The sequence below is a fragment of the Vibrio crassostreae 9ZC13 genome (genome assembly GCF_000272045.2).
In the GTDB taxonomy this organism is placed as follows: Bacteria; Pseudomonadota; Gammaproteobacteria; order Enterobacterales; family Vibrionaceae; genus Vibrio; species Vibrio crassostreae_C.
In genome coordinates this window covers 677,446-688,187 of record NZ_AJYZ02000041.1, presented here as the reverse complement: position 1 = coordinate 688,187, position 10,742 = coordinate 677,446, and the positions used below count along the sequence as shown (strand labels likewise).

Here is a 10,742-nt window from a genome sequence, read left to right as displayed (position 1 = left end):
GCCAGCCAATATCGGCTTCCCTACCCTACGTCTTATCCGCTATTCAATGGGCAACATGAATGTGGGGCAGCTACAGCCTGGTGAGTGGAAAGAGATTTAACTCATAGCAATATAAAAAAGCAAGATATTTATTATATCTCGCTTTTTTACACATAAAAATTGATTACTCTTGGTCAATCATCCACTTACGGAATACTTTACGGTCTTCTTTTGAAGTGCTCAGATACAAAGCTTTAAGTTGTTTCAAAGACTCCGATTTATCTACAACCTGAGCTGATGTGTTAGCCGTTAAACCTTCAGCGTTTACTAGCGTGTTTTCTTCTAAACTTGTAGCATTAACCTTAACTGCAGGACGAACTTGGTTTTCTACAACTAAATAACTCATGGTTACAGCAGCAGCACCACCAACTTTATTATATTCTGTAGCTTCTTCAGAATAACTTCTATTTAGTTGAACTCCGTCACTAGCTAAAATGTCTTCATTTTTGATTAAGGCTTGTCCTTGCTTATTTTTAATTTCCCAATTCAAGTTTCCAATGTTTTCTTGAGCAGAACGCAAGTTTTTAAACTCAGGCATAGATAAGGTAAGTTCTTCGTTTTTTGCCTCAAATTTAGCGATAATAACAGAACTGTAGACTTTCCTTTGATTATCTCTTTCATCAAATACTGGTTCATATTGAAAAACGATTTGGTTTTCACCGTCAGGTAAAAGCACTGTCTTATCTGCAGAAAACAACCCTTGTTCAAAGTCAGGAACACTCATGTTTACTGAAAGTAAATTTACATTTTCAGGGACATCCAATATTACTTCGGCATCAACTACTGTAGAAGCAACTAACAGCCCCAAAAAAGAATATTTGAAACTTTGCATTATTGTATCCATCCTTATAAAAAATAGGCAAAAAAAAGCCCAACTCTATGTTGGGCTTTTTCTAACAATATATCAAATTACCAGTAAACACGGGCACCGATACCGAAATTGTTTTCGCCCTCAACAGTCTGAGCCGCTACAACCATATCACTACCTTGAGCGTTGAAACCTAGAGTACTACCGTCTGCATAACCATACTCAGCATAGACACGTGCCCAGCTAGCGTACTTGTATTCAGCACCAACGTAAACAACGTTGCTATCTTCTAATAAATCGTGATCTTGAGACACGAACTCATAACCACCATATACTGTTGTTTTATCAGCAACGCCATACGTAGCAGCTACTGAGAAACCTGTTTGGTCTGCTTTATCAATAGCAGATTCAACAGAAGATGCCGCAACAGTTGCACCAACTGTTAGAACATCTTTAGAGTACTCAACAGTACCTTCGTAGTATGTGTTTTCAAGGCCTGTAAAACCAGAACCAGCTACATCATCAGTTGTTTGACCACCACCAACGTGGATATTTACGTCACCAACAGAAAAACCAACGTAAAGTTCAGCTAGCTCTTGATTAGAGTCATCTTCTGCTAATCCGTATCCTGCTTTTACCCAGAAGTTGTCAGAATCGTAAGAGTACTTTACTTGTGAGTCATGAAGAGCCTCGTTCAAAGTAGAGTAAAGCAGTGCAGAACCACCAAAGAAGTATGAGTAATCAGCGCCGTATACATCATCTGATGTAGTCCATTGCTTACCAAATTTGATTGTTCCCGCTTGATCGCTGCTAAAGCCAAAAATGTGGTTACGTACATACATGTCGCCACTGTCTTTCAATGCAAATTCTACTTTACCAAGAACTTTAAGATCATCAGATACATTATATTGAGCGTCAACACCAGCACGCGAAGAACCTGAACCTAATTTGGCATCTTGCCCGTCTAGGAACTTAAGCTCTGTACGTAGTTGACCGTAAAAGTCTACTGCGCCGTCTTCTGATTTATAAATTTCCGCTGCGTTTACTGAGCCTGCTGCTGCAACAACTGCAAGTGCTAATAGAGTCTTTTTCATAATAAATCCACTGCCTTTTCTAAGAATGGGAGATCCTTGCCCGGTTCCCTTTTATTTTTATGACTGGTCATTACCACTCTTTGTTGGTTAATCACCGTCACTAAATTTCGAGGTCTAGATTGCAAAAGATTATCCTGCGTGTCAAATAAACTAAAAACAAACCTAAAAAAAACACAAAGCAATCAAAATCAACTACTTACATTTTTTTTCATAGTTTTACGAGCAGCTTATCCTTAGTTTTATTAGGAAATATAATAATCCAAAAAAAGAACAAAACAGCATTTAACACCACAAACAACTTGTAAAAACGCCACATCTCAGGATTTAACACCTACAAGCAAGTCTTTTTTAATATTTATATTTCGCAACATAAATAAAATAGTTAAGTTCCTGATGGTTCAGTTTTTTTTTGTGAACAAGATCTACCTTTGATTCAAAAGCAAGCTATTTCACCGTAAATGTACCGACTAGTGATATGTGCTACTATCCTCGCTCCGTTACGTAGGTCACAGTATGCTAACTACTAAAATTCAAAAATCTATTCGCACCAGTTATCAAAACCTCCAAGATCAGTTGGACAACTTTGTACCTCGACGTGCTCAAAATTACCTTGTTGCAGAAATAGCGAAGACACTTTGTGGTCAATACCACAAAAGTAATCGCATGATTGTTGCAGAAGCTGGAACCGGGATCGGGAAATCACTGGCTTATTTAATGGCAACTATTCCTGTCGCTGTGCTCAATAACCGAAAAATAGTCATATCAACGGCGACGGTTGCGCTACAAGAACAGCTCGTCAATAAAGATCTCCCTCTATATAGAAGACTGACTGATCGAGAGTTTTCTTTCATATTAGCGAAGGGCAGACAGCGTTATTGTTGTTCCGAAAAGCTAGCCGCTGCCTGCGGGGTTGATGGCGGACAAATGGCCATGTTCGAATCTAAGCCAAAGAAGAAGGATATCGACCAACTTCAAACCATGTATCGTAGCCTAACCCAAGGTAAATGGGATGGTGACCGTGATTCGTGGCCAAAACCCATCGACAACATGATTTGGCAGATGATTGTCAGCGATAAGCACAGCTGTAACAACAGTATGCCTACGCATAGAGACTGCCCTTTCCAGAAAGCTCGCTCAGAGCTAGATAAAGCAGACGTGATTATCGCCAATCACAGTTTAGTGATGGCTGATGCAGACTTAGGCGGCGGCGTGATACTGCCTGAACCAGAAAATAGCATCTATATATTCGATGAAGCTCACCATTTACCGCATGTAGCCAGAGATCACTCTTCTGCGGCTGCGAGCTTAAAAGGCGCAGCATCGTGGTTGGAGCGTTTGAATCAATCAATCACTAAGCTTTCAGGCCTCGCTGACGAGAAACGTGTCCACCGGTTTCGAAATGAGCTGCAAGACTCAGTGCAACAGCTGATCCCTACCCTGACTCAAATGAGTAAACAGTTTGACGCTAACCACTTTGAAGACGGCTTGTATCGCTTCGAACATGGCGACTTACCAGAGTGGCTTGAGAATGAATCTAAAGATCTCAAGCAGCTCACGCAAAAGGCGAGCCAAGCCGTTGCGAAGATTGCAGACCTAATTGCAGAACGAGTTAAAGACGGCGAGCTTTCAGCAAAACTTGCAGAGCCGGCACTGGCAGAAATTGGCTTCTATATACAAAGAACAGAGAACCTTGCTCAAGTTTGGCGCTTAATGGCTGAACCGAAGAGAGAAAAAGGCGCTCCTTTGGCTCGTTGGCTCGAACTGAATAAAGAAAGCGAAGGCGATTTCGTTGTGAATGTTTCGCCACTAGAGGTAGGTTGGCAACTGGATCAACAAATCTGGAGCCGCTGTGTGGGTGCCGTATTAGTATCTGCGACCATGAGGGCGCTCAACTCTTTCAGCTTTTTCTGTCATCAAGCCGGTATCAGCCAAAAAGCAGAAGATGGCGTACAGTTTTTGGCTTTGGCATCACCGTTTGATTACCAGAATCAAGCTGAGCTGATCGTTCCTGCAATGAAGTACGAACCACAAGCACCTCAGTTTACCGAATATCTTATTGAAATTTTGCCTAAGGTAATAGAAGACAAAAAAGCCAATCTCGTTCTATTCTCTTCTTACTGGCAAATGAACAAAGTTGCAGATGCTTTAACAACAGATTTCGTTAAAAAGTCGTGGGCATTGCAGGTTCAAGGCGATACTTCACGAACTGAAATTCTAAAAAAACATAAAAAGCTAATAGACCAAGGTAAAACCAGCGTTCTTTTTGGAACTGGCAGCTTTTCTGAAGGTCTTGATCTACCGGGTGAGCTTCTTGAAAACCTCGTTATTACCAAGATTCCTTTTGGTGTTCCTACCTCTCCCGTAGAGCAAGCACATTCAGAATATATTGAATCACGCGGTGGTAACCCTTTTATGCAGATTACTGTTCCAGATGCGAGTAAAAAGCTTATTCAATCTGTGGGTAGACTACTGCGTAAGGAAAGAGATTCTGGTAAAGTCACGATCCTTGATAGACGCATAGTAACGAAGCGATACGGAAAGTCCCTACTCGATTCACTACCGCCTTTTAAAAGAACAATAAAATACTAATATCCCCTGCCCTTGAGGTAGTTATGGGCCTTCATCGCTAGGCCCTTGCATTCACAACCCAACATGACTAATCCATAGATTTTTCATGTGGCTGCCCTATCAGCCGATAACGAGAACACTAGCTATTTATGGAAATGATTGAGCCAACCATGTTGGTCATACTTGCTCTGGTTGCATTTGCAGCAGGCTTTATTGATGCTGTCGCAGGTGGCGGAGGGATGTTAACCGTTCCAGCTTTGCTATCGCTTGGCCTGCCGCCACACATTGCACTCGGAACTAATAAGCTGGCCGCAACGTTTGCTTCATCTACAGCTGCATTTACTTACTACCGTAAAAAGCTGTTCAAGCCTGAGTGTTGGGTCAATGCATTCATATCTACTTTAATAGGTGCGACCATCGGCACACTCACTGTTGATGCCATTAGCACCGAGTGGTTAGAGAAGGTATTGCCGTTAGTCATTCTTGCCGCAGCGGTCTATACCATTTTTCATAAGACTCCAGATGTGAGCCATAATGTGTCTCCTAAGCCATGCCCTGTGCTTAAGAGAAAACAAAAGTACCAAGGATTCATTCTTGGCTTTTATGATGGGGTTGCTGGCCCAGGAACTGGCGCGTTTTGGACGGTAAGCTCTATGGCGCTTTATCGCTTAAACATCTTACTTGCCTCTGGTCTATCCAAAGCCATGAACTTTACCAGTAACTTTACCTCTTTGGTGACCTTCGCGATTCTTGGTCATATTGATTGGGTTCTAGGTTTAACCATGGGCCTTTGTTTGATGGCCGGTGCATTTGTTGGCGCTCACTCTGCTATTCGGTTCGGTGCTACATTTATAAGACCTGTGTTTGTTACAGTTGTAAGCGTACTTGCAATTAAACTGGCATACGAAGCTTGGTTTGTGAACTTATAGGCAGTAGCCAACGGGAAGTGAAATGAATCAATTTTCAAAGCTAAAAAGTGTTATTGATACCTTGATTGGCCATTGCTCGCAGGTTGACAAATCTCGAGGGGCTTATCATCAAGCCTTGTTTGACCGAGCCTTATTTAAATGCGGCGCCTCTGTTTTGCTTCCCTATGCACTTGAAACTCAGGCAACGTACCGCACCATTGTACGTGAACAAACCTCAAATCAACTGACCGCGTCCAGAGCCAACTACCTGACAGAAAAGCTGACCAATCAGATTGCAGCAATCCAAAGAGAGTTAGCCAACCACGATTTACGCTTGGACCGAAAAAGCAAGTCAGGGAAAACCCTGAACGACCTATACAACGAACTCGCCCAGCACCAAGACTGGCAAAAGCGATTGGTCGATTTAGTACGAGTACGAAAGTTAACGTTTGATTCTGCGCCTCGCCACAGTAAGAAAAAAGCGGAAGAGGCTTGGCAGTTAGCAAAAGAGCGATTAGAACGCTGTGAAGACTCAATGAAAAATATTGAGAGACTGATTAACTTAGAGAACCCTAAGCGAAATGAACACTGATAACACACCATCACCACTGGATAACGCACCAGAAGAAGTTAAGTTAGCTGTCGACCTGATCTATCTGCTCGAAAGCAACGAAATCGATCCAAAAGTCGCGTTAGAAGCAATCAAAATTGTCCAGCAAGATTTACAAGCCAAACTAGCATCTAGCATCTAGCATCTAGCATCTAGCATCTAGCATCTAGCATCTAGCATAAAAATATACAGGATTCACATGTACCAACTCAGCTTTTCTGTGCCCGAGTTTCTTGAAAACTACTGGCATAAAAAACCAACCATCTTAAAGGGTGGCTTCCAAAACTTCGTCGACCCAATTTCGCCGGAAGAACTTGCTGGTTTATCGATGGAAGAAGAAGTGGATTCTCGCTTTGTCTCTAACCTCGACAATCAGTGGACTGCAGAACACGGCCCATTCTCTGAAGAAAAGTTTGGCGAATTAACCGAAACTCATTGGCAACTGATCGTTCAAGCAGCGAACCACTGGCACCAAGGCGCAAATCAGCTGACTGAGGCGTTCCAAGCGTTACCAAACTGGTTATTCGACGATCTCATGATCTGCTACTCAGCACCTGAAGGCGGCGTAGGCCCACATATTGATCAATACGATGTCTTCATCATTCAAGGTCAAGGCAAACGTCAATGGAAGGTTGGCGCTAAAGATGTTGGCCAATACAAAGAGACTGTTCAAGCGTCTGCACTTCGTCAAATTGAAGGTTTTGACCCAATCATTGATGAAACTTTAGAGCCGGGCGATATCCTTTATATCCCACCAGGTTTCCCACATGAAGGGAGCACGTTAGAGCCGTCAATGAGCTACTCTATTGGCTACCGCTCACCTAAAGAACAAGAACTGATCAGCAACTTTGCCGATTTTGTGCTTGCTCATGATATGGGTGACGTACACCTGCACGATCCAGAATTCAAAATGCAAGAAGGCTACGGAAAAATTCGTTCATCGGATTTAAGTAATCTCACAGGCATGTTGAAATCTGCACTAGAGCAACCTGAAACCATCAGTGAATTCATGGGTTGTCTGCTAAGCCAATCACGCCACCAGCTTGATATCGTTGCTCCAGAGCCACTATGGACTCAAGAAGAGATCGCTCAACACTTAGAGTCTGAAGGTGAGATTCACCGAGTATCAGGCTTAAAGGCGCTCTACCACGAAAATGAAAGCAACACTGCTTACATCAATGGCGAAGTGGTTAAGGTGGATGAAGCGGATTCTTCGTTACTCAACATGCTTTGCGATGAGACCATGATTACCTCGGCTACTGCCCTATCTCCTTCGGGCATAACTGTCGTGACTGAATTGGTCAACAAAGGCTACTGGTTTATCGAAGAGTAAGCAGCGTCAACCGCTGGTTATTGCCTAGCCTCTAAATAAACAATTAAAAAAGGGACAAATGAAATCTTCATTTGTCCCTTTTTCTATTCAAGAACTGGTTAAGGCTTAATGCTTATACCTTGAACTGATTGACCAACTTCTTTTGTTGTTGAGACAGTTGGTCAATTTCATTGCCGACTTGCTCAGAAGCCGCGGCTTGCTCCAAGATCTTCGCACTCAAATCGCGAATATTAACCACGCTTTGATTTACTTCACCGGAAACCGATTGTTGCTCTTCGGCTGCTCGAACGATCTGACTGTTCATATCACTGATCGCCTCAATAGAAGTAAAGATCGACCCCAGATCTTCAACTGCTTTCTGAACGTGTAGTGCTGTATCGTTAGCTAGGATATTGCCTTCTTGTATTGCTTCAACGACATCTTGAGTTCCAGCATGAACCTTGTCGATCACCGCTCTGATCTCACCAACCGATGACTGGGTGCGACTTGCGAGGTTTCTTACCTCATCCGCAACAACAGCAAAACCTCGACCTTGTTCGCCAGCACGAGCCGCTTCAATCGCCGCGTTCAATGCCAGTAAGTTAGTTTGCTCAGAGATCCCTTCAATCACACTTAAGATCTCGGTGATGTTTCCGTTATTTTTTGCCAATTCTTCAACAATAGGAACAGCACTCGACATACGCTCAACCAGCTTTCTCATTTCACCTGCTGAAAGTTCGATGACTTGTTGCCCTTGTTGAGCAGAACGATTCGCTTCGCACGCTGCATCAACGGCCACTTCTGCATTTTGTACCACTAAGCCCGCAGTTTGAGTCATCTCTTCGGCCGCTGTCGCGACTAGATCCACTTCTTTAAATTGAGACTCGCTGCTTTCACGAGTACTTGATGCTGATGCTTTCGCTTGGCTGGTAGTATTTGCCACTTGTTCTGTGGTGTGAATGACTTCTTTGATTGTGTGTTGCAGCTTATCTAGGAACAGGTTAAATCCTTTTGACAACTGACCGATTTCATCTTGAGACTTCACTTCCAAGCGCTGCGTCAAATCACCTTCACCTGAAGCGATGTCATTCAACCTTTCCACAACCTGACGAATCGGCTTCACAATAGACAACGAGGCAAACGCGATAATGGCTAAGCCAAAGATAATAAACACTGTACCGGCGATCACTTCTGTTTTGATGCCTTCACTTAGCTTAGTGCTAATGATGGAATCCAATTTATTTGCGTCAGCGACGACACTGTCTCTTGGGATCTCAAACAACACCCCCCAAGTTTGGTTAGCTGCAACAACAGGTGCAAAGGCAAGTAACCACTCACCGTTCTCGCTCCATTGCGTTGTCACTTCACCACCAAAGATAAAGTCGGTCATTAAATCACTGTTTGTATTGCCACTTTGGAAAGTTGAACCGACTGCAATGCTTGAATCATCAGAAGCGATGACCGAACCATCTAGACTAACCACGTAAGCTTTACCCGCACCGTTAAACAAGCTCTGGTCAGATTGAGTAATCACACTGGTTAAACCATCAAGTCTTAGATCAATACCAAGAAAACCAATAGCAACGTCGTCAACCAAAATAGGGACTGAAATAGAGGACGTAAGTAGTGCTACACCACCGCTGTTCACGACTCTCGGCGTACTAATACACGTTTGCCCTGAAGACAAAGGACAGTAAAAACGTTCGCTATTGCTGTCATCATTCAAGATAGATTCTGAAAGAACGTCCGCTAGAACATTTTCACCGTTATCTGCCACCTTCCAGTAAGGAGCAAAACGACCTTTTTCGTTAGAACCAACATAATCAGCATCGACATAATTCGCATCTTCACTATCGAGCAAGTCAGGCTTGAAAACTAGATACGCTCCTTGAATAGAGTCGAAGTTTAAAACCGAGCGACGAACCATTTCATCCAAGGCGGTACGAAGCTCTTCACTTGGTGTAAAGTTTTCGTCTGCATTGTTTTTTAGAAACTGAGCACTGGCCGCAAGCATCTCTGCGCGGTAAATAGCTTCGTCTACATAACGTTGAGTTTCTTGAGCATTAAGCTGAGAAACAGACGCCAGCAGCTGCTGAGTTTTATTGATAACTGATTCTGAACTTTGAGATTTGATGACTTGTTGATTGCTCGTTGCGTTGTAGATCGAGAAACCAATAAGAGACAGTGACGTAATGATTAAACAACAACCTGCTAAGAGGGTTATTTTCCACTGTACCGATAGAGAGCGCATTTAATATCCTTATTTAAGCCAAAAGACTTCCATAACCATAACTATCACATCGACAACGAATTGCTGTACAAAATGTAAACAAGTTAGACGAATAGCTTAGCGGATAATTACAGCACAAATTGCTTACATATAAAACGAAAGTTTATACAAATGTTAATAGAGCGTGTTTTCTTCCTTTTTTCTGTGATTTAAAATGATGTACTCATATAATCATTGGCTGTGTTGCTTAGGTTTTAGCGCTTTGGACATAGCCAGAACATCGATATTTAAAGGAAGCCCACTCCACCCTCTCCCTCTTTAAAATGCAGCAATTTCGGATTAGTTTTTATAATCCAAGTTATAGATTTTTATCTTGCTCAACTTCACACTTTTTGATTGCTAAGCCCGCAATCAAGCTCTAATATCTCGCGCCTAGATTCCCTGAACACTTTATTCATTTGGCTCTCCTTTAATGGAGCGCTAAGGCTTTTTACGTCTTAATTTTTGGAGAGATACGCAAATGTCCGCCTCGTTTCCATTAGCGAAACTTACCTTTTTAATCGCTATTCTGACTGCCGTAGGTCAAATGACTCAAACGATGTACGTGCCTTCTATCGGTCATATGGCAGGTGAGTTCTTAGTTTCGGCATCTTCACTGCAGGCAGTGATGGCGTGTTACTTGATCCCTTATGGTCTGTCGCAATTTGTTTACGGCCCACTTTCAGATCGCCTAGGTCGTAAACCGATCATCGTGATTGGTTTGATCATCTACATCATCGGTACTTTGGTAGCATTGTTCACTCACGAATATGAATGGTTCTTAGCGGGCAGCTTTATCCAAGGTTTGGGCATCGGTTGTGGTGGTGCGATGTCTCGTACATTGACTCGCGACTGTTTTGAAGGCGCAGAGCTGCACCGTGCAAACAGCTTGATTAGCATGTGTGTGATTTTCTCACCATTGATGGCTCCTGTACTGGGTGGTTACCTAACAGAAGTTTTCGGCTGGCGTTCTAGCTACTTATTCCTTGCGCTGTTTGGTATTGCTGTTGTGATCACTATGATGACGAGCATGATGGAAACACTGCCGAAAGAACGACGCAAGCATGAATCGGTTGCCAACAGCTACAAGTTCGTTCTGTCTGATAAACGTTTCCAAGGTTTCTTATTGGTATT

General features: G+C 42.8%; 9 protein-coding genes. 6 read left to right on the top strand and 3 right to left on the bottom strand.

From position 1 onward, the window contains the following. Positions 1–163 precede the first annotated feature (163 nt). Together A136_RS17545 and A136_RS17540 are read right to left on the bottom strand one after the other, a co-directional pair. The gene (locus tag A136_RS17545; protein ID WP_017062111.1) at positions 164–871 is read right to left on the bottom strand and encodes a DUF2057 family protein; all 708 of its coding nucleotides are present in this window, start codon (positions 869–871) and stop codon (positions 164–166) included. Positions 872–948: 77 nt separating this feature from the next. Further along, entirely contained in the window at positions 949–1,941 is a 993-nt protein-coding gene (locus A136_RS17540; RefSeq protein WP_017063501.1) for a porin, read from the bottom strand. Positions 1,942–2,454: 513 nt separating this feature from the next. Between A136_RS17540 and dinG the strand changes: the two genes are divergently transcribed. From dinG to A136_RS17515, 5 genes are all read left to right on the top strand, one after another. Then, complete coding sequence (gene dinG / locus A136_RS17535; RefSeq protein WP_017063500.1) at positions 2,455–4,530, top strand: ATP-dependent DNA helicase DinG; 2,076 nt, start codon at positions 2,455–2,457, stop codon at positions 4,528–4,530. Positions 4,531–4,658: 128 nt separating this feature from the next. After that, positions 4,659–5,438, top strand: coding sequence for a sulfite exporter TauE/SafE family protein (locus tag A136_RS17530; protein ID WP_017062114.1), 780 nt, complete (start codon positions 4,659–4,661; stop codon positions 5,436–5,438). Between the two features lie 22 nt (positions 5,439–5,460). Further along, positions 5,461–6,009: a primosomal replication protein gene (locus A136_RS17525; RefSeq protein ID WP_017062115.1), complete on the top strand. Its 549-nt coding sequence runs from the start codon at positions 5,461–5,463 to the stop codon at positions 6,007–6,009. Continuing rightward, on the top strand, positions 5,999–6,169 hold the full coding sequence (rsmS, locus tag A136_RS17520) for a pleiotropic regulatory protein RsmS (protein WP_017055021.1): 171 nt from the start codon (positions 5,999–6,001) through the stop codon (positions 6,167–6,169). Before A136_RS17525 ends, rsmS begins: the two co-directional genes overlap by 11 nt. Positions 6,170–6,226: 57 nt before the next feature. Further along, positions 6,227–7,360 (top strand): cupin domain-containing protein, encoded by a 1,134-nt coding sequence (locus A136_RS17515; protein ID WP_017063499.1) that lies wholly within the window; start codon positions 6,227–6,229, stop codon positions 7,358–7,360. A 112-nt stretch (positions 7,361–7,472) separates the two neighbouring features. Here A136_RS17515 and A136_RS17510 read toward each other — a convergent pair whose 3' ends face one another. Continuing rightward, positions 7,473–9,590 (bottom strand): methyl-accepting chemotaxis protein, encoded by a 2,118-nt coding sequence (locus A136_RS17510; RefSeq protein ID WP_017063498.1) that lies wholly within the window; start codon positions 9,588–9,590, stop codon positions 7,473–7,475. Positions 9,591–10,089: 499 nt separating this feature from the next. On the opposite strand from A136_RS17510, the gene A136_RS17505 reads away from it, so the two are divergent. After that, on the top strand, positions 10,090–10,742 hold a 653-nt coding region (locus A136_RS17505), incomplete at its 3' end, for an MFS transporter (protein WP_017063497.1).